This window comes from Mesorhizobium sp. M0815 (assembly GCF_040319995.1).
Lineage (GTDB): Bacteria > Pseudomonadota > Alphaproteobacteria > Rhizobiales > Rhizobiaceae > Mesorhizobium.
The window spans coordinates 206,106-226,923 of sequence record NZ_JAMYOU010000002.1 but is presented as its reverse complement, the minus strand read 5'-3'; the positions used below and the strand labels follow the sequence as shown (position 1 = coordinate 226,923).

Annotated in this window: 18 protein-coding genes; 8 read left to right on the top strand and 10 right to left on the bottom strand. The window is 63.2% G+C overall.

The annotated features are described in order from the left end of the window. Positions 1 to 2 precede the first annotated feature (2 nt). The gene (locus NKI01_RS03745; protein WP_023719726.1) at positions 3 to 674 is read right to left on the bottom strand and encodes an HAD-IA family hydrolase; all 672 of its coding nucleotides are present in this window, start codon (positions 672 to 674) and stop codon (positions 3 to 5) included. Between the two features lie 177 nt (positions 675 to 851). Here NKI01_RS03745 and NKI01_RS03740 point away from each other — a divergent pair, with 177 nt between their 5' ends. The 3 genes from NKI01_RS03740 to NKI01_RS03730 all read left to right on the top strand — a co-directional run bounded on the left by NKI01_RS03740 (position 852) and on the right by NKI01_RS03730 (position 5,069). Further along, on the top strand, positions 852 to 1,721 hold the full coding sequence (locus NKI01_RS03740; protein ID WP_023719725.1) for a transglutaminase-like domain-containing protein: 870 nt from the start codon (positions 852 to 854) through the stop codon (positions 1,719 to 1,721). A 319-nt stretch (positions 1,722 to 2,040) separates the two neighbouring features. Beyond that, complete coding sequence (locus tag NKI01_RS03735) at positions 2,041 to 3,402, top strand: pilus assembly protein TadG-related protein (protein WP_352961911.1); 1,362 nt, start codon at positions 2,041 to 2,043, stop codon at positions 3,400 to 3,402. Between the two features lie 401 nt (positions 3,403 to 3,803). Next, entirely contained in the window at positions 3,804 to 5,069 is a 1,266-nt protein-coding gene (locus NKI01_RS03730) for a class I SAM-dependent methyltransferase (protein WP_352961907.1), read from the top strand. A 3-nt stretch (positions 5,070 to 5,072) separates the two neighbouring features. Here NKI01_RS03730 and NKI01_RS03725 read toward each other — a convergent pair whose 3' ends face one another. Both NKI01_RS03725 and acs read right to left on the bottom strand, forming a co-directional pair. Then, positions 5,073 to 5,816, bottom strand: coding sequence for an MOSC domain-containing protein (locus NKI01_RS03725; protein WP_023719722.1), 744 nt, complete (start codon positions 5,814 to 5,816; stop codon positions 5,073 to 5,075). Continuing rightward, positions 5,816 to 7,771 (bottom strand): acetate--CoA ligase, encoded by a 1,956-nt coding sequence (acs, locus tag NKI01_RS03720; protein WP_023719721.1) that lies wholly within the window; start codon positions 7,769 to 7,771, stop codon positions 5,816 to 5,818. Before acs ends, NKI01_RS03725 begins: the two co-directional genes overlap by 1 nt. A gap of 304 nt (positions 7,772 to 8,075) precedes the next feature. On the opposite strand from acs, the gene NKI01_RS03715 reads away from it, so the two are divergent. Next, positions 8,076 to 8,348: an usg protein gene (locus NKI01_RS03715; RefSeq protein WP_023719720.1), complete on the top strand. Its 273-nt coding sequence runs from the start codon at positions 8,076 to 8,078 to the stop codon at positions 8,346 to 8,348. A 46-nt stretch (positions 8,349 to 8,394) separates the two neighbouring features. Here the strand turns inward: NKI01_RS03715 and NKI01_RS03710 are convergent, their stop codons facing one another. Next, positions 8,395 to 9,429 carry an aldo/keto reductase gene (locus NKI01_RS03710; RefSeq protein WP_023719719.1) on the bottom strand — a complete coding sequence of 345 codons (1,035 nt, stop codon included), beginning with the start codon at positions 9,427 to 9,429 and terminating at the stop codon, positions 8,395 to 8,397. 37 nt (positions 9,430 to 9,466) lie between these two features. Then, a complete protein-coding gene (locus tag NKI01_RS03705) occupies positions 9,467 to 10,645 on the bottom strand; it encodes an MFS transporter (protein ID WP_352480967.1) in 1,179 nt (392 codons plus the stop codon). A gap of 136 nt (positions 10,646 to 10,781) precedes the next feature. On the opposite strand from NKI01_RS03705, the gene NKI01_RS03700 reads away from it, so the two are divergent. After that, complete coding sequence (locus tag NKI01_RS03700; protein ID WP_352961903.1) at positions 10,782 to 11,690, top strand: LysR family transcriptional regulator; 909 nt, start codon at positions 10,782 to 10,784, stop codon at positions 11,688 to 11,690. Between the two features lie 67 nt (positions 11,691 to 11,757). On the opposite strand, the gene NKI01_RS03695 is transcribed toward NKI01_RS03700, so the two are convergent. Both NKI01_RS03695 and NKI01_RS03690 read right to left on the bottom strand, forming a co-directional pair. Then, positions 11,758 to 12,807, bottom strand: a complete 1,050-nt coding sequence (locus NKI01_RS03695) for an aldo/keto reductase (RefSeq protein ID WP_352856417.1) — start codon at positions 12,805 to 12,807, stop codon at positions 11,758 to 11,760. A 107-nt stretch (positions 12,808 to 12,914) separates the two neighbouring features. Next, positions 12,915 to 13,577 carry a YggS family pyridoxal phosphate-dependent enzyme gene (locus NKI01_RS03690; protein WP_352814989.1) on the bottom strand — a complete coding sequence of 221 codons (663 nt, stop codon included), beginning with the start codon at positions 13,575 to 13,577 and terminating at the stop codon, positions 12,915 to 12,917. Between the two features lie 146 nt (positions 13,578 to 13,723). Between NKI01_RS03690 and leuS the strand changes: the two genes are divergently transcribed. Together leuS and NKI01_RS03680 are read left to right on the top strand one after the other, a co-directional pair. Next, positions 13,724 to 16,348, top strand: coding sequence for a leucine--tRNA ligase (leuS, locus tag NKI01_RS03685; RefSeq protein ID WP_352961899.1), 2,625 nt, complete (start codon positions 13,724 to 13,726; stop codon positions 16,346 to 16,348). Beyond that, on the top strand, positions 16,335 to 16,916 hold the full coding sequence (locus NKI01_RS03680) for an LPS assembly lipoprotein LptE (protein ID WP_023719713.1): 582 nt from the start codon (positions 16,335 to 16,337) through the stop codon (positions 16,914 to 16,916). The genes leuS and NKI01_RS03680 overlap by 14 nt, the downstream gene beginning before the upstream one ends. 101 nt (positions 16,917 to 17,017) lie before the next feature. Here NKI01_RS03680 and fsa read toward each other — a convergent pair whose 3' ends face one another. Then, positions 17,018 to 17,671: a fructose-6-phosphate aldolase gene (fsa, locus tag NKI01_RS03675; RefSeq protein WP_023719712.1), complete on the bottom strand. Its 654-nt coding sequence runs from the start codon at positions 17,669 to 17,671 to the stop codon at positions 17,018 to 17,020. Positions 17,672 to 17,761: 90 nt separating this feature from the next. Here fsa and NKI01_RS03670 point away from each other — a divergent pair, with 90 nt between their 5' ends. Continuing rightward, the gene (locus NKI01_RS03670) at positions 17,762 to 19,945 is read left to right on the top strand and encodes a primosomal protein N' (RefSeq protein WP_352961896.1); all 2,184 of its coding nucleotides are present in this window, start codon (positions 17,762 to 17,764) and stop codon (positions 19,943 to 19,945) included. Between the two features lie 8 nt (positions 19,946 to 19,953). On the opposite strand, the gene NKI01_RS03665 is transcribed toward NKI01_RS03670, so the two are convergent. Together NKI01_RS03665 and NKI01_RS03660 are read right to left on the bottom strand one after the other, a co-directional pair. Then, positions 19,954 to 20,409 (bottom strand): type II toxin-antitoxin system VapC family toxin, encoded by a 456-nt coding sequence (locus NKI01_RS03665; RefSeq protein WP_352640107.1) that lies wholly within the window; start codon positions 20,407 to 20,409, stop codon positions 19,954 to 19,956. Then, the gene (locus NKI01_RS03660) at positions 20,406 to 20,651 is read right to left on the bottom strand and encodes a type II toxin-antitoxin system Phd/YefM family antitoxin (protein ID WP_023719709.1); all 246 of its coding nucleotides are present in this window, start codon (positions 20,649 to 20,651) and stop codon (positions 20,406 to 20,408) included. The genes NKI01_RS03665 and NKI01_RS03660 overlap by 4 nt, the downstream gene beginning before the upstream one ends. Positions 20,652 to 20,818: the final 167 nt, after the last annotated feature.

Genomic DNA, 20,818 nt, shown 5'->3' with positions numbered 1-20,818 from the left:
AGCTAAGCAGGCTGGGCGGCCCGCTCCGCTTCGATGGCAATCCAGCCGCTGGCATCGACGGCGACGCCGATCGCGTCATAGCCGGCGATGGCGGCATGCGGCGTCTCCAACGGATGCCGGTGCGTGGCGCTGATCACGACGACCGCGGCGCCCGCGGCCTCGGCTGCTGCTATGCCTGCCGGTGCGTCTTCGAAGACGAGGCAATCGCGCACGTCGACGCCGAGCCGTTCGGCCGCCAGCCGGAAGCAGTCGGGCGCCGGCTTGCCGCGGGAGACATCCTCTGCCGCAACGATCACGGCGGGAGCCGGAATGCCGGCGGCCTGCAGGCGCAGCAGAGCGAGTTCACGGGGCGCCGAAGTGGCGATCGCCCAGCTCCCGGGCGGCAGCGACGCCAGGAATGCCGCGGCGCCGGTAATCGGGTGGATGCCTTCGACGTCGGCTGCTTCGGCCTGCAAAAGCGCATCGGCTTCGCGGGCAGGATCGATCCCTGGGAGCGCCAGCCGGCCGATGGTCTCGATCGCCCGCACGCCGTGGATGGTCGGCAGGAATGCAGCGACGTCAAGACCTTGCCGGTGCGCCCAGGCTGCCCAGACCCTTTCCGCCGCGGCAATCGAATTGAGAATCGTGCCGTCCATATCGAACAGGAAGGCCGCGAATTTTCTGCCTGCAAACATCGGTTTTCCCGGGGTCATCTTGGAAGGATTATTTCGAAGGGAGCATATCGATCGACCGTAACGTTGCCGCGTCCGTATGGGAAGCCGCGAGACCTCGTTTTCGACGTTCGCAAGGAACCGCGCGCACTCTCCTGCGTTGACCAGCACTATCTTCCATGACGATCGCAGGGGAGGGCGATGCTGATTCGGCTCGGCTATGAAATTGGCATTGAATGCGTTGCACCAACGCCGGTCGTTTCATTGCTCGACATCCACGGGGATCGTCAGGCCGACATCAAGCGGCAGACGCGCGTACTGACGTCGCCATCCGTGCCGACCAGGGTCTACCACGATCTTTTCGGCAATAGCTGCCGCCGCTTCACGGCGCCGGCAGGAAGCTTTCGCATCCTCTATGACGCGGTGATCGAGGACGGTGGCGAGACGGACGAGGTCAACACGCTGGCCGGGGAAGTCCCGGTCGCGGAATTGCCGGACGAGGTGCTCGGCTATCTGCTTGGCAGCCGTTACTGCGAGACCGATCATCTCAGCGATCTCGCCTGGCAACTTTTCGGCCAGCTTCCGCCGGGTTGGGCGCGGGTGCAGGCGATCGTCGACTATGTCTACAACCGCCTGTCCTTTGGCTACGGCTATGCGCGCCCGACCCGCACGGCGGCGCAGGCGCATGAGGAGCGCGTCGGCGTCTGCCGCGACTTTGCCCATCTGGCGATCACGCTCTGCCGCTGCATGAATATCCCGGCCCGTTACGTGAACGGCTATCTTGGCGATATCGGCGTACCCGCCGATCCGGCGCCGATGGATTTCTCGGCGTGGGTGGAAGTGTTCCTCGACGGCAGATGGTACACGTTCGATCCTCGCCACAATGTGCCGAGGATCGGCCGCGTCGTCATAGCGCGCGGCCGTGACGCCACCGACGTGCCGCTGCTGCATAGTTTCGGCCCGCATCGACTCAGCCGGTTCAAGGTCTGGACGCACGAGCAGGAAGGCAATCTCTTCAAGCCGCCCTATCGCGGCGTCGACAAGACCGTCAGCGCACGGATGCTGGCATAGTCCTTTCACAGTCCAGATTTCCATCTCCCGCTACCGCGGTCGTGCTGAACCGGTTCGATACATCTCGTCTGTACCGGATTGGGACGCAGTCCAGTCGTCCTGAATTGCGAGCCTGATCATGGTAAGCGCTTTGTCAACAAAGCCGCGCTGACGCGACTTTCATTTACCCGCTGTTTACCTTGCCGTCGCTTGAAACCGTTTGGAAACAATGGCCTGAGCGAGAGCCGCTCGCTTTCTCGCGCCTGGCGGCGCGATCCGGCCGGATTCCTGCAATGCGCCTTCGGACAGCTGCAGGCTGTGGCGAATGGAGGCGGAAGGAATGCAGCGTTTCGGGGGTCTTGTTCAGGCGATCGGCGGCTTTGCCGGGGATCGCAGCGGAAATTTCGCGGTGCTGTTTGGTATAATCAGCTCGGTGCTGGCGCTGAGTGTCGGCTTTGCCGTCAACGTGTCCCAACTCTACAATGTGAAATCGAGCCTGCAAGGGGTCGTCGACGCTGCGGTCACCTCGACGGCGCGCGACCTGACAACCGGCGTCATCAGCGAGGCCGACGCCAGCAAATCGGTGCAGGCCTTTCTCGATGCCAACAGCACGGCGGGTATCCTGCAGGACAACCAGATCGTTCTCGACAAGCTGACCGTCGACCGGACTGCAAACACGGTTCAGGCGGATGTCCATGTCAATGTCAGCTACTATTTCCCGCTTTTCGGCATGAGTGGCATGCAAAGCGTTCCCGCATCGACGATGGCGCTCTATTCGGACAAGCAGATCGAAGTCGCAATGATGCTCGATGTGACCGGGTCGATGGCCGGCCAGAAAATCATCGATCTGCGGACGGCTGCGGCGAATGCCGTCGACAGTTTCCTGGGCGGTCAGGACCCCTCCAAGCCACGAGTGCGGGTTGCCATCGTGCCTTACGCAAATTCGGTGAATGCGGGTACACTTGCGCCCAGCAGCGTCTATGTGGAAACCAGCACCAGCCAACGCAAACAGGCGCCGGCCAATGACGCCGTGCAATATATCTCGGGCTTCATCCGTCCGGACAATTGCGCCACCGAACGCAAGGGGATCTATCAATATTCGGACGCAGGCCCCGACGCCAGCATGGTCAACCGCGACTACCTGCTGTCGTCCTTCGCTTGGCAAACCGGCACCGCCGCCTGCCCGGCCGCCACGCTGATGCCGCTGACGGCGGATGCGACGGCGCTCAAGACGGTCATCAAGAATTTCGTCGCATCCGGCGGCACCGCCGGCCATATCGGCGTGCAGTGGACCTGGTACATGCTGTCGGAGAACTGGGGTAGCATCATGAGGACTTCGCAACGGCCGGCCAAGATGGATCCAAAAAAGGTCGCCAAAATCGCGATCCTGATGACCGACGGCGAATTCAACCTATCCTACTTCGATGCGAGCACGGTGAGCGACGTTTACAATGACGCCGGTAAGGAGCCGACCCGCACGGCCGCCAAGACACTCTGCGCTGCCATGCGCAACAAGGGCATTGAGATATTCACCATTGGGTTTGACCTAAACGAAACGAATGCCAAGGCGACGCTCCAGGATTGCGCCAGCCCGGACACCGCCAAGATCAAGCACTTTTATCAGGCGGCCAATGGAACCGAACTCAACCAGGCTTTCCAGGATATAGCGCGCAACGTCGAGATGTTGACCGTAACCAGATAGGGGACAACAGCCCAAAGGAAAAGGCCGCCGCTTCTTGCGAAGTCGGCGGCCTTCCGTGTTTCCGTCCATGACGCGGTTCCTGGCGGCGACACTGGTCGCCAGCCGCGCATCTCGCGCCTTAACGGGAAGACTGCTTCCCGAAAGTGCAATCCGCTGAGGCCACGTTCTGGAAAACGAAATCACTCGACATCGGATCACCTCCTTTCGATTTGTTGAACACTCCCCCATGATGGGGTGTCACCCGGGAAATGGCAAGGCGCGGCACCCGAAAATCCTGAACAAGCGTGCTTGCGCACCCAGGCGGCTTGCGGCCGGCCGATCTGGCAGGCAAGATCGAGCCGCTATTGTTCCGGACCGCTATTGTTCCGGGTCACTATTTTGCCGGGTAAGGGAGGACGGGGATGGAGGCAGCCGAGAGAGCGGCCCGGATTGTTCGGACGGTCATCGAGACGCTGAAGCCGGGTTTTGCGGTGAGGCTGTGGACGGGCGAGCGGATCGGCCCGGCTGCCGGCCCGGTGCTCACCATCAACGACCAGGACATCGTCTGGCAGATCGTACGTCGGCCCTCTTTATCGACGCTGATCGAGATGTGGATTGCCAAGGCGGTCGACGTCGAAGACGGATCGCTGTTCGATTTCTATGCCTTGCCCACGCACGGCAAGCTCAGGACGAAGCTCAAGACACTGCCGAAGCTGGCGATCCTGCGCGACCTGCCGGCGGTGCTGTTTTCGCGAAAACAGATGACGGCGCGAACCGATCTTTCCGGCCGCAATCCCTACGTCAGCGGTTCGAGCAAGGAGGCGATCCAGCATCACTACGACATTTCCAACGCATTCTACCGGCTCTTCCTCGACGAGCGCATGGTCTATAGCTGCGGCTACTTCAAGGACTTCGCCAACGATATCGATCAGGCGCAGAGAGACAAGCTCGACCATATCTGCCGCAAGCTTCGGCTGAAGCCCGGCGACAGATTGCTCGACATCGGCTGCGGCTGGGGAGCGATGCTCATCCATGCCGTGAAGAATTATGGCGTCGTCGGCCACGGCGTTTCGCTATCGGAGGCACAGACCGAGTTCGCCCGCGAACGCATCCGCGCTGAGGGGCTGGAGGATCGCATCACCATCGAGATAAAGTCCTATGCCGAGCTGTCCGGTTCCTTCGACAAGATCTCGTCGATCGGCATGTTCGAACATCTGGGGCTTGCCAACCATGCCGCCTATTTTTCGACCATCCATCGCCTGCTCAAACCCGGCGGCATCTATCTGCACCATGCCATCACCCGCCGCGACAAGGGCAGCATGAAGAAGACGCTGCGCAAGGGGCCGGAATTCAAAGCGCTGATCAAATACATTTTTCCGGGCGGCGAACTCGATACGATCGGCATGACGCTCGGCAATCTCGAGGCGCACGGCTTCCTCATCTATGACGTCGAAAACTTGCGCGAGCACTATGCGCGCACCTGCCGGCTATGGGCCGAGCGCCTCCACGCACGCTTTGACGAGGCCATCGCCGAGGTCGGCGAATCCAAGGCGCGGCTCTGGCTGCTTTATCTCACCGGCTGCTCGATTACCTTCGAACGCGCCTCGGCGCAGATTTTCCAGACCGTCGCCACCAGGCGCGCGCGCGGCCCAAGCGGCCTGCCGCCGACGCGGGCGGATTTATACTAATAGCTACAGGAGACGCATCGTGGCGCCGATCTCGACGCGGGCCGGTCGATCGACAGTGCAGTAGACGCCGAAATTATGGGCGTTGTGGCGGACCAGGCTGCGCAGGATTGCCGGGTCGTGGTCGAACCCGTCCTGGCCAATGATGGTGAAGCCGCAGCGGCGGCACGGCTCGGAGATGGTCAGGAGCAGGTCGCCGATCGCCAGCTTGCGCCCGATCCATTCGGTTTCGGGGAATGACCCCTCGATCTTCGGCATGTCGACGACGATGTTGGGGCGGAAGCGGCGCGGGTCGGCGGTGCCGTCTGGATGCAGCAACTTCAACTGCGCCAGCGAAGCGGTGGTCAGCAGATGAATGGGGGCTTTGACATAGCGTTCCGCCAGCAGGGGACCGGCGTATCCCGGTGTAGTATTCTCGCGGCGGAACGGCCGGATGGAGGCCGCAAAGCCGAGATAGGCGGAAATGGCGCGGTCGCTATCAGCGCCCGGTGCGGCTAGCCAGTCGCCATCCGGGACCGCAACCTCCAGTGCGCCGGCCGGCGACAGCCGGGTTCGGATGCGGGGCACCTTGTGCCATTTCACTTCGCGGTCCGGCCGTGCGATTTCATTGTTCGACGTGTCGATAAGACCAAACAGGCGGTCGCCTTCAACGGTATGCCGGGCGACCGAGATCGCCTGCTGGCGCTCGCCGGCGAGCGAGCTCGCGGGATAGCGCCAAAGCTCGGTGACGGCACCCAATATGGCTTGCATCAGCTCTTCTTGTTCTGCCGATTGGCGATCAGGTCGTCGACGACCGCCGGATCGGCCAGCGTCGAGGTGTCGCCGAGCGCGGCAAAATCGTCCTCGGCGATCTTGCGCAGAATGCGCCGCATGATCTTGCCGGAACGGGTCTTCGGCAGGCCGGGCGCGAACTGGATCTTGTCGGGCGAAGCGATGGCGCCGATCTCCTTGCGGACATGGGCGACGAGCTCCTGGCGCAATTCCTCGCTTGGCGTCTCGCCGGCCATCAGCGTGACATAGCAGTAGATGCCCTGGCCCTTGATATCGTGCGGGTAGCCGACGACGGCCGCTTCCGAGACCTTCTCATGCGAAACCAGCGCCGATTCGACCTCGGCGGTGCCCATGCGGTGGCCGGAGACGTTGATGACGTCGTCGACGCGGCCGGTGATCCAGTAGTAGCCGTCAGCATCGCGGCGGCAGCCGTCGCCGGTGAAGTACCTGCCCTTGTAGGTCGAGAAATAGGTCTGCACGAAGCGGTCGTGATCGCCATAGACGGTGCGCATCTGGCCCGGCCATGAGTCGGCAATACAAAGATTGCCGCTGGCTTCACCCTCCAGCACCTTGCCGTCACCATCAACCAGCTGCGGGTTGACGCCAAAGAAGGGCCGCGTCGCCGAGCCCGCCTTGAGGTGGGTGGCGCCCGGAACCGGCGTGATCATGATGCCGCCGGTCTCGGTCTGCCACCAGGTATCGACGATCGGCACCTTGCCGTTGCCGACAACGTTGAAATACCATTCCCAGGCTTCTGGATTGATTGGCTCGCCGACGGTGCCGAGCACGCGCAGCGACTTGCGCGACGTCTTGGTGACATGGGCGTCGCCGGCGCCCATCAGCGCGCGCAGCGCCGTCGGCGCGGTGTAAAAGATGTTGACCTTGTGCTTGTCGATCACGTCCCAGAAACGCGACTGCGACGGGTAATTCGGCACGCCTTCGAACATCAGCGTGGTGGCGCCGTTGGCGAGCGGCCCGTAGACGATGTAGCTGTGGCCGGTGACCCAGCCGACATCGGCTGTGCACCAGTAGACGTCCCCGTCGTGATAGTCGAAGACATATTGGTGGGTCATCGAGACATAGACGAGATAGCCGGCGGTGGTGTGCAGCACGCCTTTCGGCTTGCCGGTCGAGCCCGACGTGTAGAGGATGAACAGCGGATCCTCGGCGTTCATCTTCTCGGGCTTGCATTCGGCCTTAACCGTCGCGACCTCGTCATGGTACCAGACGTCGCGCCCGGCGGCCCAGCCGGTCTTGCCGCCGGTGCGGCGTACTACCAAGACCTTTTCGACTTTCGTTCCGGCCTTGGCGGCGATCTCGATCGCCTTGTCGGTGTTCTCCTTCAAGGGGATCGGCTTGCCGCCGCGCAGGCCTTCGTCGGCGGTGATGAGGAAGGTCGACTTGCAGTCGTCGATGCGTCCGGCCAGCGCGTCCGGCGAAAAGCCGCCGAAGACCACCGAATGAATGGCGCCGATGCGCGTGCAGGCGAGCATCGCATAGGCGGCCTCCGGGATCATCGGCATGTAGATGGTGACGCGGTCGCCCTTCTTGACGCCGTGCTTCTTCATCACATTGGCGAGGCGGCAGACATGTCCGTAAAGCTCGTTATAGGTGATCTTCCTGTCGTCGTAGGGATTGTCGCCTTCCCAGATGATGGCGGTCTGTTCGCCGCGCTTCTTCAGATGCCGGTCGATGCAGTTCCAGGAAACGTTGGTCTGGCCATCCTCGAACCATTTGATTGAGACCTTGCCGTCGAAGGACGTGTTCTTGACCTTGCTGTACGGCTTGAACCAGTCGATGCGCCTGCCGTGCTTGCCCCAGAACTTGTCCGGGCTCTTGACGCTGTCGGCGTACCATTTCAGGTAGGTGTCATTGTCGATCAGCGCGTTCTTCTTCCACGCCGGCTGGACGCGATGGACATGAACATCGGACATTTCTTCGCCTTCCTCCCGAAACCAAACCGCCGGCTTGACTGCCGGCAGGATCGCAGCGTTGCGGCCGCGAATTCGCGCGCATTATTAACAGTTCGGCGATGACGGCAACATTAGACGTTGGATTTGCGCGGCGGGATGCCGCAGGTCCCTTCCCGGGTGGTGTCAGCACTCTAGCGAGACGGCTGCTAACCGCATGTTTTTGCGGCAGAAATCTGGCTCGACCGCAGAAATATCAATAGACGATTAAGCAAATGGGGTGCACAATTTCAGGCTGGGAGGAAAGAGAATCAACCAGGGGACCGCAATGCGCGACCATTCCGAAATGGACCTGATGCTCAAGGGCTATGGCTTGACCACGGCCAAGATTCTTTATCACTTTCCCGATCATCCGCATCTGCTGCAGAGCTTCATCTGGCAGGATTACGACATCGCCCCGAAATTTCCGGTGCTTATCCGCTTCATCGAGTTCTGGCAGGCCAAGCTCGAAGGCCCGCTGCATTCAGTCAGCTACACGCACCAGAAGCTGATCGCGCCGAACGAATGGCGCAAGGTCGACGGCGAGTTCGTGCTGCATTAAAGCACGCGGGCGGCAGCCTGGGAGCCGCCGCCCAGCTTTTGGAGCGTCAGACGGCGGGCGGGTTCAGCCGGGCAAAACCCTCCTGCCGGCGATAGGGAAAATACGGGTAGGGTGCGGTGACCTCGCTTGCCGTGTCCAAGATTTTCATCTGATCCGGGGTCAGTGACCATCCGACGGCGCCGAGATTCTGGCGCAACTGCTCCTCGTTGCGCGCGCCGATGATGACGGAGGCGACGGTCGGCCGCTGCAGCAGCCAATTGATGGCGATCTGCGGTATGGTCTTCCCGGTTTCCTCGGCGACAACATCAAGCGCGTCGACGACCCGATAGAGATGCTCGTCGTCGACGGGCGGTCCGAAGCTTGCCGTGTCGTGCAGCCGGCTTTTCTCGGGCAGCTTCTGGCCACGGCGGATCTTGCCGGTCAGGCGGCCCCAGCCGAGCGGGCTCCACACCAGCGCACCGACGCCCTGGTCGAGGCCGAGCGGCATCAACTCCCATTCATAATCGCGCCCGACCAGCGAGTAATAGACCTGGTGGGCGACGTATCGGGGATAGCCGTATCTGTCCGCCAGGCCGAGCGACTTCATCACTTGCCAGCCGGAAAAATTGGAAACGCCGACATAACGCAGCTTTCCGGCGCGCACGAGCCTATCCAGCGTCGATAGCACCTCCTCGATCGGTGTTGCGGCGTCGAACGCGTGCAGCTGCAGCAGGTCGATGTAGTCGGTGCCAAGACGCCTCAGTGCGTCCTCGACGGCCTTGATGAGGCGCGAGCGGGACGAGCCGGCGTCGTTGGGACCGTCGCCCATCGGCAGCGAGGTCTTTGTCGAGATCAGCACGGCATCGCGGCGGCCCTTCATCGCTTCGCCGAGCACCTGTTCGGAAGCGCCATTCGAATAGACGTCGGCGGTGTCGAACAGGTTGACGCCCGCCTCCAGGCAGATGTCGACCAGCCGCCGGGCTTCCGTCGCATCGCTGTTGCCCCAGGCGCCGAACAGCGGCCCTGACCCGCCGAAGGTTCCAGCGCCGAACGAGAGCGCCGGGACTTTCAGGCCCGATGCGCCAAGATTTCGATAATCCATCTGTTTCTCCTATGGTGTACAAGGGTTCTTCGAGTTGCTACGAGCGGGCGGGTGCCGGTTCACCGAGCGTTGGGCGATCGAGGCGTAGCGCCAGCGCTGCCACGGAAAGCGCCGAGAGCGGCAGCAGGGCCGCGACCCAGGTGACGGCGCCGAGGCCGGGGCCATGGGCGATGACCACGCCGCCGAGCCAGGCGCCGGCCGCATTGCCGAGATTGAAGGCGGCGATGTTGAAGGACGAGGCGAGGCTCTGGCCGGCGCCTTGTGCCTTTTCCAGTACCCACATCTGCAGCGGCGCCACGGTGGCGAAGGCGGCGGCGCCGAGCAGGCCGACATAGATGACGGCCATAACCTGGCTGTGCAGGGCGAAGGTCATGGTGCCGAGCACCAGCGCCAGCACGACGAGACTGCCGAGAACGGAAGGCACCAGCCAGCGGTCGGCGAACTTGCCGCCAGCGAGGTTGCCGGCGATGAGGCCGCCGCCGAAGACCAGCAGGATCGGCGACACCGCTGCTTCCTCAAAACCGGTGATCTCGGTCAGCAACGGGGCGATGTAGGTGAAGACGGCGAAGACGCCGGCATAGCCGAGCACGGTGGTGGCAAAGCCAAGCAGGACGGGCGTGCGGCCGAGCACGGCGAGATCGGCGCGCAAATTGCTTTGCTCAGGCGCTGTCTGGCTGCGCGGCACCAGCAGCAGGATGATGGCGAAAGCGACCATGCCGACCAGGGTCACCGCCCAGAAGGTCGCGCGCCAGCCGAAGGCCTGGCCGAGCCATGTTCCGAAGGGGACGCCGAGGATGTTGGCGATGGTCAGGCCGGTGAACATCAGGGCGATCGCCGATGCCTTCTTGTTGGGCGCCACCAGCCCGGTCGCCACGACCGAGCCGACGCCGAAGAAGGTGCCGTGGGCGAAGGCGGTGAGCACGCGCGCACCCATCAGCGTCCAGTAGTCTGGGGCCAGCGCGCACGCGAGGTTGCCTAGCGTGAAGATTGCCATCAGCGCCAGAAGCACGGTCTTGCGCGGCCACCGGCCGGTGGCGATCGTCAGCAGCGGCGCGCCGATGACGACGCCCAGCGCATAGCCGGAAATCAGTTGACCGGCAGCTGAGATCGAGACGCCGAGATCGGTGCTGACGTCGAGCAGCAGGCCCATGATGACGAATTCGGTGACGCCAATACCGAAGGCGCCGGCGGCAAGAGCGTAGAGAGCAAGAGGCATGGCGGTTCCCACTTCGATGACGGCCAGTTTCGACGACGGGCGCCGTGTCCTCTCACGCCCGGCCCGAAAGATCGTGATGCACCGAACTGTGAACCAGCCTTGCCTAGGGCACATTGCCTGTGAAATAGATTCACCAATGGCCAGGCCCGACATCAACCGCTCCGGCGAGATCGAAGTGTTCGTCCGCGTCGTCGAGGCCGGCAGCTTTTCGGCCGCTGCACGTGCGCTGCGCATGAGCCCGTCGGCGGTTAGCAAGCTGATCGCGCGGCTGGAGGGGCGTCTTGGCGCCCGGCTGATCATCCGCTCGACGCGCAAGCTGCGACTGACACCGGAAGGGGCGGCCTTCTTCGACAGCGGCGTGCGCATCCTGGCCGACATGGCGGTTGCCGAGCGCGAGGCAGCGGCGGGTGCCGCGCCGCGTGGCCGGCTGCGGATCAATAGCTACGTGCCTTTCGGGCGGCACCGGCTGATCCCGCTTTTGCCGCGTTTTCTAGAACGATACCCCGAAATCTCGGTCGATCTGGTGTTGACCGACAGTGTTATCGACCTGATGGAGGAGCGCGCCGACGTCGCCATACGTGCCGGCCCGCTCGGCGAATCACGGCTAGTGGCGCGCAAGCTCGGGCAGAGCCGGGTGGTCGTCGTTGCCGCGCCATCGTATCTCGAAGCGCGTGGCACACCCAAGACGCCCGCCGATCTCGATCGTCACAACCGGATGGGCTTCTGCTTCGTGCGCCACGTCGAGGGCTGGCCTTTTGTCGACGCGGCCGGCAAGCCGATCACCATATCGATCGTTGGAAACACGCTGGTCAGCGACGGCGAGGCGATGCGGTTGATGGCGCTCTCAGGGGCGGGCATCGCCCGGCTGGCACGCTGGCACGTGGAGGCCGACATTGCCGCCGGCCGGCTGCTGCCGCTGCTGGAAGAGTTCAACCCCGGCGACGAGGAACTGACCCATGCGGTTTATGTCGGCCAAGGCAAGCATTTGCCGGCGCGGGTACGGGCCATTTTAGATTTCCTGGCCGAAACCGCGCGGCTGGGCTGAAGCGGAAGGCATTCGGGAGCCACTTGGCTCCCGAATTTGGCTGCCGAAATGTCACGTCGACAAGGAACTACTTCTTTGGCGTGAACGGCGCCGGCCTGCGGCCCGCCGCCTGGCGTTCGAGCATCCAGCCCGGATATTCGGGCGGCAGCGCGCTGACTTCGTCGAGACGAGCAAGATCGTCGGCATCGAGCTTCAACTCGGTTGCCGCAAGGTTCTGTTCCAACTGGTCCATGCGGCTGGCGCCGATGATGACGCTCATCACGAACGGTTTGGCCAGGACAAAGCCGAGCGCCACCGTGGCGACGCTGACGCCGTGCTTGGCGGCGATCTCGCGCATGACGGCGACCGCTGCCCAGGCACGGTCCTCATTGACCGGCGGGAAATTGAAGCTGGCGCGGCGACCTTCGCCATTGCCGGGGGCACCGGGTCCGTACTTGCCCGAGAGCAGGCCGCCCGCCATCGGTGACCAGACCATCAGCCCGAGCTTCTCCTCGTTGAGCAGCGGCACGATCTCGCGCTCGAGATCGCGGCCAGCGATCGAGTAATACGATTGGACGGTTTCGAAACGGGCAAAGCCCTTGCGCTCGGCAATACCCAACGCCTTGGCGATGCGCCAGGCCTGCCAGTTCGAGACGCCGACATAGCGGACCTTGCCAGCGGCAACCAGGTCGTCGAGCGCCCGCAGCGTTTCGTCTATCGGCGTGACCGTGTCGGTGCCGTGCAGCTGATAGAGATCGATATGGTCCAGCTGCAGCCGTTCGAGGCTACCTTCGACCGAATCCATGATATGGCCGCGCGAAGAACCGCGCTGGTTCGGGCCGCCGCCCATGGCGCCGTGAACCTTGGTGGCGATGATCACGTCCTGCCGATTGACGCCGAGATTTCTCAGCGACTGGCCGAGAAGCCGTTCCGAGGCGCCGAAGGAATAGACATCCGCCGTGTCGAAGAAATTGACGCCGGCGGCGAGCGAGCGGGCGACGATCTCGTCGACGCCCTCCTGGTCGAGGCTGGCGATCAGGCCCCATTGGGCATTCTCGCCGGCGGCGCCGAATGTCATCGTACCGAGGCAAAGTTCGGAGACGAACATCCCCGTATTTCCAAGTTGATTGTAACGCATGGTGGCTCCAGAGGCTTTGGGATAACTCGAACCATATAGGAACGAAACGTTCCGTTTCCATTGCTGGCTTAGTCAGCGTCAGCCTGTGGCCTAAGGCCGGCTGCGCCTCATCTGGCGCCGAAAATCGCCGATCCAACCCTGACACTGGTCGCGCCGAAGGCGATCGCCGTTTCGTAGTCGCCGGACATGCCCATCGACAGCTTTCCGACGCCGGCTTCATCTGCGAACTTCTCCAGCAGCGCGAAATGCGGACCGGGATTCTCGTCGGACGGCGGGATGCACATCAGCCCCTCGACCACGAGGCCATGGACATCGCGGCAGCGGGCGACGAAGGCGACCGCCTCGCGCGGCTCGATGCCGGCCTTTTGCGGCTCGGAACCGGTGTTGACCTGGACATACAGCCTTGGTGACCGGCGCTGCCTGGCGATTTCCTTGGCGAGTTCGGCGGCGATCTTTTCACGGTCGACGGTTTCGATGACGTCGAACAATGCCACCGCTTCCTTGGCCTTGTTCGATTGCAACGGCCCGATCAGGTGCAGCTCGATGTCGGGGAAAGCTTCCTTCAGCGCCGGCCACTTGGCTTGCGCCTCCTGGACGCGGTTCTCGCCGAAGACGCGCTGGCCGGCCTCGATAACCGGACGGATATCGGTGGCATCGAAGGTTTTCGAGACCGCAACCAGCGTCACCGCCCCGGCCTCGCGTCCGGCCTCGCGCTCGGCAGTGGCGATCCTTGCCTTGACGGTGAAAAGCTGTTCGACGGCGCTCGCCATGCCTATATCCTGCCTGTGTTTGGCTTTTCGCCGGATCGCCGCAGTTGACGGGTCCGGTAATCCATGGTGAACACCGCGACGACATTTCCTGAGCCGCCCGGGCATTGTCCGGCGGCTCGCGCATGCTTTTAAGTGAAAAACACCCGATGGCAACCGAACGATACAATCCGCGCGCGTCAGAGCTCAAATGGCAGAAGGCCTGGGACGCCAAGAAGCTGTTCGAAGCCGACAACGATGACCCGCGCCCGAAATACTACGTGCTGGAGATGTTCCCCTATCCATCGGGGCGCATCCATATCGGCCATACCCGCAACTATACGATGGGCGACGTGGTGGCGCGCTACAAGCGGGCCAAGGGTTTCAACGTGCTGCACCCGATGGGCTGGGACGCCTTTGGCATGCCAGCCGAAAACGCAGCAATGCAGAACAAGGTCCATCCCAAGGACTGGACCTATCAGAACATCGCTGCCATGCGCGAGCAACTCAAGGTCATGGGCCTGTCGCTCGATTGGGCACGCGAGTTCGCTACCTGCGATGTCGATTATTACCACCGCCAGCAGATGCTGTTCCTCGATTTCGTCGAGAAGGGCCTGGTGACGCGCAAATCCTCCAAGGTCAACTGGGATCCGGAGGACATGACGGTGCTTGCCAACGAGCAGGTCATCGACGGTCGCGGCTGGCGCTCGGGCGCGCTGGTGGAACAGCGCGAGCTGACGCAATGGTTCTTCAAGATCACCGACTATGCGCAGGATCTGCTGGATTCGCTCGACCAGCTCGACGACTGGCCGGAAAAAGTGAAGCTGATGCAGGCGAACTGGATCGGCCGTTCTGAAGGCCTGCTGATCCGCTGGCCGCTGGCCAAGCCAGTCGCCGGCGAGCATGAGCTCGAAGTCTATACGACAAGGCCCGACACCATCTTCGGCGCCTCCTTCATGGCGATTGCGGCCGACCATCCGCTGGCCAAAAAGGCGGCCGAAGACAATCCGGCGCTGGCAAAGTTCATCGACGAGGTCCGCCACATGGGCACGTCGGTGGCGGCCCTGGAGACGGCCGAGAAGAAGGGCTTCGATACCGGCATCCGCGTCGTCCATCCGTTCGACGAGAAGTGGACGCTGCCCGTCTACGTCGCCAATTTCGTGCTGATGGACTACGGCACCGGCGCCGTTTTCGGCTGCCCGTCCGGTGACCAGCGCGACCTCGACTTCGCCAACAAATACGGCCTGCCGGTCATTCCAGTGGTGATGCCGGAAGGCGAGAATCAAGGAAGCTTCCAGATCATCGACGAGGCCTATGTCGGCGACGGCGTGATGATCAATTCGCGCTTCCTCGACGGCATGAAGCCGGATCAGGCATTCGACGAGGTGGCGAAGCTGCTCGAACAGAAGACCATCGGCAACCGGCCGATGGCCGAGCGCAAGGTGAATTTCCGCCTGCGCGACTGGGGCATTTCGCGCCAGCGCTATTGGGGCTGCCCGATCCCGATGATCCATTGCGGGGATTGCGGCGTTGTGCCGGTGCCGAAAGCCGACCTGCCGGTCAGGCTGCCTGACGATATCGAGTTCGACCGGCCGGGCAATCCGCTCGACCGTCATTCGACATGGCGGCACGTCAAATGCCCGCGTTGCGGCAAGGATGCGCGGCGCGAAACCGACACGATGGACACGTTCGTCGATTCGTCGTGGTATTTCGCGCGCTTCACCGCGCCCTGGGCCAACGATCCGACCGATCCCAAGGCCGCGACTGAATGGCTGCCGGTCGACCAGTATATTGGCGGCATCGAGCACGCCATTTTGCACCTGCTCTATTCGCGCTTCTTCACCCGCGCCATGCGCGAGACCGGCCATGTCGATCTCGCCGAGCCGTTCAGGGGCCTGTTCACGCAAGGCATGGTGGTGCACGAGACCTATCGGGTTGGCGGCGCCTCGAACGGCCGCTGGCTTGCGCCGAGCGAGGTCAGGCTGGAGGACGCCGACGGCAAGCGCCGCGCCTTCGAAATCGCCACTGGCGAAGAGGCGGTGATCGGTCCGCTCGAAAAAATGTCGAAGTCGAAGAAGAATACCGTTAGCCCGGAAGAGATCACCGACGGCTACGGCGCCGATACGGCGCGCTGGTTCATGCTGTCGGACTCGCCGCCCGAACGCGATGTCGAATGGACCGACGAGGGTGCGGCCGGCGCGCATCGCTTCATCCAGCGCATCTGGCGGCTGGTGTTGACGGCTGCCGATTCGCTCGCCGGAGTTCGGCCAGAGGCGGCGAAGGACGGCGAGGCCGGAACAGTGTCCAAGGCCGCGCACAAGATCCTCAAGTCTGTCGGCGAGGATATTGAAAAGCTCGCCTTCAACCGTGCCATCGCCCGTATCTATGAGCTCGCCAATGCCCTGACCGTACCGCTCAACGAGGCAGCCGAAGGCAAGGCCGGTCCGGCGCTCCAAGCGGCCTGCCGTGAAGCCGTCGAGATCCTGGTGCACGTGATCGCGCCGGTCATGCCGCATCTGGCCGAGGAGTGCTGGCAGACGCTCGGCGGCACCGACCTTGTCGCCGAACGGCCCTGGCCGGACTACGATCCCTCGCTTGTCGTCGACGCCGAGATCGTGCTGCCGGTCCAGGTCAACGGCAAGAAGCGCGGCGATTTGACAATTGCCCGCGACGCGGACCAAGGTGCGGTCGAAAAAGCGGTTCTGGCTCTCGACTTCGTGCAGAAAGCGCTCGAAGGTAAGGCGCCGCGCAAGGTGATCATCGTGCCGCAGAGGATCGTCAATGTTGTTGCCTGATCCGAAAAAAGCGGAGCTGACGCCGCGCCGTATCATGCTCTACGGGCTGCTCGCTTCGGTGGCGCTGGTTTCCGCCTGCACGGTGCGGCCGCTCTATTCAAGCGCGCCGCTGATCGCCGGCTCTCAGGTCGGCGCTGCTGCCGAACTGGCATCGATCTCGGTCAAGCCGGTCAAGACCCGCTACGCCCAGCAGGTCCGCAACAATCTGATCTTCGCGCTCGGCCAGGGCGCCGGCGAGCCTGCTTCGCCGGTCTATTCGCTTGATCTCGGCGTCTCCGAACTCGTCGAATCGGCGGCAATCGAGCAGGTCACGACCGACGAGGACGAGCCGACCGCCGGCACAGTGACGCTGACCGCCAACTATGTGCTGAGCGATGCCAAGACCGGCACGGTCATAGCGAGGGGCAAGCGCTCTATCCCGTCCTCATACGATAGGCCGCGCCAGGAATTCGCGTCGTATCGGGCGCAGATCGACGCCGAGAACCGCGCGGCGCGCGAACTGGCGGATGTGCTGCGGCTGTCGATCGCCCAAGATCTGATCAAGCACGGCAAGCCGGCGGCAAGCTAGGTCTTTCCATCCTGGATTGAAGCGCTCCGTCTGTGGCGGATTGCGCTGTCAGCAAAAGGCCGATTGCTCGGCATTTTTTGTTCGACGTAGGACATTTCGCTTCAGCCGATCTTCTGGCCGGTCTTTGCCCAGTCGGCGAGGAACTGCTCCAGGCCCTTGTCGGTCAGCGGGTGCTTGACCAGTGCCTTGAGCGTCGCCGGCGGGGCGGTGATGACGTCTGCCCCGATCAGTGCCGCCTGTTTGACATGGTTCACCGTGCGCACAGAAGCGGTCAGGATTTCGGTCTGGAAATCATAATTGTCGTAGATGGTGCGGATATCGGCAATCAGTTCCATGCCGTCCCAGCCACTGTCGTCGATGCGGCCGACGAAGGGCGAGATGAAGGAGGCGCCGGCCTTGGCAGCGAGGAGCGCCTGGGTGGCCGAGAAGCACAGCGTGACGTTGACCATGCGGCCGTCCGACCGGATGTCCTTGCAGGCTCTCAGGCCGTCGAGCGTCAGCGGCACCTTGATGCAGACATTGTCGGCGATCCTGGCCAGGATCTTGGCCTCCGCCATCATGTCCTTGTATTCGGTGGCGACGACTTCGGCCGAGACCGGGCCCTTGACGATCTCGCAGATCTCTCTTGTGACGTCGGCGATCTTGCCGCCCGATTTCAGGATCAGCGACGGATTGGTGGTTACGCCGTCGAGCAGCCCCAAATCGTTCAGCTCACGGATTTCCTTGACATCGGCGGTGTCGACAAAAAATTTCATGGCGGTCTCCTGAAGATTTTTCATGTGCAGGTCATGCACATTCGGGGTCGGACTTTGATCTAGACCAAAGTCGGGGCAAGGTCACGCCTCATGATCGAAGATTCGCCCTTTGTCGCGGCCGCACCGGTGCTGGTCCCAATGCCTGCTGAGCGCCCCTACACCTATGCTGTGCCGGCTGGCATGCGCGTGGTGCCGGGCTCGATCGTGCGCGTTCCGCTTGGCCCCCGCCAGGTCGCCGGCATCGTCTGGGACGGCGCCGTCGAAAAGGTCGACGCGAAGAAATTGCGGCCGATCGAGCAGGTTTTCGACTGCCCGCCGATCGACCGCGCGATGCGGCGTTTTGTCGATTGGCTGGCGCAGTACACGCTGTCGCCGCCCGGCATGGTGGCGCGCATGCTGCTCAGGGCGCCGGAGGCGTTCGATCCGGAGCCGTGGATCGAAGGGCTGCAGCGCACCTTCGCCAAGCCCGACCGGATGACGGAGGCGAGGACGCGCGTGCTGGAAACGGCCGAAGGTGGGCTCGCCTGGACGCGGTCGGGCCTGGCGCATGCGGCAGGCGTGTCGTCGACGGTGGTGGACGGGCTGAGGGCGCAGGGCGTATTCGAGACGGTGATGATCCCGCCGCGGCCGGTGGTCGCAGCACCCGATCCCGGCTACGCCGTGCCGGCACTGATGCCCGACCAGAGCGATGCCGCCGAGATGCTGCGCGCCAATGTCGCGGCCGGCATATTCGGCGTCACCCTGCTCGACGGTGTAACCGGATCCGGCAAGACGGAGGTCTATTTCGAGGCGGTTGCGGCCGCGCTCGATCGCGGCACGCAAGTGTTGATCCTGCTGCCGGAAATCGCGCTGACCCACGCCTTCCTCGAACGCTTTCAGGAGCGGTTCGGCGCCAAGCCGGCGGAGTGGCACTCGGACCTGCCGCCAAGAATGCGCGAAAAGGTCTGGCGGCAGGTGGCGGAAGGCGGCGTGCGGGTGGTCGCAGGCGCGCGCTCAGCGCTGTTCCTGCCGTTCAGGGAGCTTGGGCTGATTGTCGTCGACGAAGAACACGACCCCGCCTACAAGCAGGAGGATCGCGTCTTTTACAACGCGCGCGACATGGCCGTGGTGCGCGGCCATATCGGCGGGTTTCCGGTCGTGCTCGCCTCGGCGACACCGTCGGTCGAAAGCCGGGTCAATGCCAGCCAGGGCCGCTACAGCAGGGCGGTGCTTTCGGCGCGCTTTGCCGAGGCGGCACTTCCCGATCTCAAGACGATCGACATGCGCCGTGCGCCGCCGGCACGCGGCGGCTTCCTGTCGCCGGTGCTGCTTAGCCATATGCGGCAGACGCTGGAAAGAAAGGAACAATCGCTGCTGTTTCTCAACCGGCGCGGTTATGCGCCGCTGACGCTCTGCCGGGTCTGCGGCCACCGCTTCGGCTGTCCGGTCTGCTCGGCCTGGCTGGTCGAGCACCGCTTTCGCGGTCAGCTCGTCTGCCACCATTGCGGGCACAATGAACGCCGGCCCGAGGCCTGCCCGGAATGTGGCACGCTCGATCATCTGGTCGCCTGCGGGCCGGGCGTAGAGCGCATCGCCGAGGAGGTCGTCGCGCATTTCCCTGATGCCCGCACCATCGTACTGTCGTCCGACCTGATGGGCGGCGTGCGGCGGCTGCGGCTCGAGCTCGAAGCCATAGCCAATGGCGAGGCCGACATCGTCATCGGCACGCAACTCGTCGCCAAGGGCCACAATTTCCCCAACATGACGCTCGTCGGTGTCGTCGATGCCGATCTCGGCCTGGCCAATGGCGACCCACGCGCCGCCGAGCGCACCTTCCAACTGCTCAGCCAGGTGACCGGCCGCGCCGGCCGCACCGGCAAGAAGAGCCTTGGCCTGCTGCAGACCTTCCAACCCGACCACCCGGTGATGCGGGCGATCGTCTCCGGCGATGCCGAGGCCTTCTACGAGCGCGAGATCGCCGAACGCGAGCGGGCGGGGCTGCCGCCCTTCGGCCGGCTCGCCGGCGTCATCGTCAGCGCGGCGACCCGGGCGGAAGCCGAAGGGCACGCCCGCGGCCTGCGCCGTGCCGCGCCGCAAGCCATCGACCTGTTCGTCCTCGGTCCGGCCGAGGCGCCGCTGTCATTGATCGGCGGCCGCCATCGCTTTCGCCTACTGATCCAGGGCGAGCGGCGCGCCGACATGCAAGGGTTCATCCGCACCATGCTGGCCGAGGGACCGAAGATAAGGGCCTCGGTGCGGGTCCAGGTCGATATCGACCCGCAAAGCTTTTTGTAAGGTGTCGATTACCCTTTCGAGACGCGTTCGGTGAATGGGTTCAGGTAAGGCACGTCGAGAATCGCAAAATGCCGGGTGTTGGCCGTCAAAACTGACAGGCCGTGCAAACGGGCGGTAGCTGCGATCAGAACGTCCGCCAGTCCCGGATTGGCGCCTCTGGCGATAGTGGCGTCTTCCAGTTTTCCGGCTTCTCGCGCGATTGCTAAATCGATGGGAAGGATGCGCTGGTTGAACTCTAGAAGCAACCTTTCGAACCACTCATTGATGCGCTCCGCCTTCATATGCCCGCCCGCCCGCTTCAGTTTCGCGATTCCTCGTTCCACCTCCAAGATGACGATCGACGAGAGCTGCCAAGAGCCGCGTTCTCCTTGTACAGCAACCCAGTTCTGCACGTGTGACGGAAGCAGAGGCCGACCAGGTGCAAATGCCGAGAGAAAAGACGTATCAAGCAGATAGCCGGTCAAAACTCCACTTCCCGCGACGGCGATTCGTTTCGCTCAAGCTCGATGCCGCCTGGATACCGAAGCAGGAAATCCACGAAGTCTTTTTGGCTGTTCTGCGGATAAAGTTTCCGTCCCTCACCGATTGGCACCACCATGACTGCGGGCTTGCCGTGCTTGGTGATAACCGTGGGCTCACCGTTCTCAGCGGCCTCCACGAGCGCGGAAAGGCTGGCCTTTGCCTCTCGCAGTTGCATCGTCTTCATGCGCGGAACCCCTTGTGGTCTCATGTAGTCACAATATAGGAATTGTGCAGAAAAAAACAGCCCATTGTTTAACGTCCTGTTAGCCCGGTCGAGACAACGGTCGCGCTCGCGTTGAGCTGACGCGCCCTGCAAATTGCCGACGGCCCATCTGGCGCATGTCAGTTGCT

Bases quoted from the DNA above. Each gene is read 5' to 3' on its own strand.
- NKI01_RS03745 (WP_023719726.1), bottom strand. From the start codon at position 674: ATGTTTGCAGGCAGAAAATTCGCGGCCTTCCTGTTCGATATGGACGGC.
- NKI01_RS03740 (WP_023719725.1), top strand. From the start codon at position 852: ATGCTGATTCGGCTCGGCTATGAAATTGGCATTGAATGCGTTGCACCA.
- NKI01_RS03735 (WP_352961911.1), top strand. From the start codon at position 2,041: ATGCAGCGTTTCGGGGGTCTTGTTCAGGCGATCGGCGGCTTTGCCGGG.
- NKI01_RS03730 (WP_352961907.1), top strand. From the start codon at position 3,804: ATGGAGGCAGCCGAGAGAGCGGCCCGGATTGTTCGGACGGTCATCGAG.
- NKI01_RS03725 (WP_023719722.1), bottom strand. From the start codon at position 5,816: ATGCAAGCCATATTGGGTGCCGTCACCGAGCTTTGGCGCTATCCCGCG.
- acs (WP_023719721.1), bottom strand. From the start codon at position 7,771: ATGTCCGATGTTCATGTCCATCGCGTCCAGCCGGCGTGGAAGAAGAAC.
- NKI01_RS03715 (WP_023719720.1), top strand. From the start codon at position 8,076: ATGCGCGACCATTCCGAAATGGACCTGATGCTCAAGGGCTATGGCTTG.
- NKI01_RS03710 (WP_023719719.1), bottom strand. From the start codon at position 9,429: ATGGATTATCGAAATCTTGGCGCATCGGGCCTGAAAGTCCCGGCGCTC.
- NKI01_RS03705 (WP_352480967.1), bottom strand. From the start codon at position 10,645: ATGCCTCTTGCTCTCTACGCTCTTGCCGCCGGCGCCTTCGGTATTGGC.
- NKI01_RS03700 (WP_352961903.1), top strand. From the start codon at position 10,782: ATGGCCAGGCCCGACATCAACCGCTCCGGCGAGATCGAAGTGTTCGTC.
- NKI01_RS03695 (WP_352856417.1), bottom strand. From the start codon at position 12,807: ATGCGTTACAATCAACTTGGAAATACGGGGATGTTCGTCTCCGAACTT.
- NKI01_RS03690 (WP_352814989.1), bottom strand. From the start codon at position 13,577: ATGGCGAGCGCCGTCGAACAGCTTTTCACCGTCAAGGCAAGGATCGCC.
- leuS (WP_352961899.1), top strand. From the start codon at position 13,724: ATGGCAACCGAACGATACAATCCGCGCGCGTCAGAGCTCAAATGGCAG.
- NKI01_RS03680 (WP_023719713.1), top strand. From the start codon at position 16,335: ATGTTGTTGCCTGATCCGAAAAAAGCGGAGCTGACGCCGCGCCGTATC.
- fsa (WP_023719712.1), bottom strand. From the start codon at position 17,671: ATGAAATTTTTTGTCGACACCGCCGATGTCAAGGAAATCCGTGAGCTG.
- NKI01_RS03670 (WP_352961896.1), top strand. From the start codon at position 17,762: ATGATCGAAGATTCGCCCTTTGTCGCGGCCGCACCGGTGCTGGTCCCA.
- NKI01_RS03660 (WP_023719709.1), bottom strand. From the start codon at position 20,651: ATGAAGACGATGCAACTGCGAGAGGCAAAGGCCAGCCTTTCCGCGCTC.